This is a genomic window from Psychrobacter sp. CAL346-MNA-CIBAN-0220 (genome assembly GCF_040309805.1).
Taxonomy (GTDB): Bacteria; Pseudomonadota; Gammaproteobacteria; order Pseudomonadales; family Moraxellaceae; genus Psychrobacter.
The window spans coordinates 1-263 of the sequence record NZ_JBEOPF010000391.1 but is presented as its reverse complement, the minus strand read 5'-3'; the positions used below and the strand labels follow the sequence as shown (position 1 = coordinate 263).

General features: G+C 41.1%; 1 protein-coding gene. It reads right to left on the bottom strand.

The features are described 5' to 3' along the window. Positions 1 to 3: 3 nt before the first annotated feature. On the bottom strand, positions 4 to 263 hold a 260-nt coding region (locus AAEY88_RS14090), incomplete at its 5' end, for a hypothetical protein (RefSeq protein ID WP_350563381.1).

The window sequence follows — 263 nt, the reverse complement described above, 5'->3', positions numbered from 1 at the left end:
GCGTTAGTGCGAAACCACAATCAAGCGTATCGCATCTAGTTTTAACTGGGTTTTTTCAATGTAGGTAGTCAAATCTGTGCGTTGCTTATCGTAGAAGGTAATTTCTTCTTGGCGAATATTAGGGTTAATTTGCTTAAGAGCAACTAATCGTTGCTGCTCTTCACTTAGTGATGTTTGCATTTTAGCCAGTGACGCAGCACGAATAACTTCAAGCTTTTCTTGTGCCATGTCTTTTGCGGTGCTGATCATTGGGTGAATAGCAC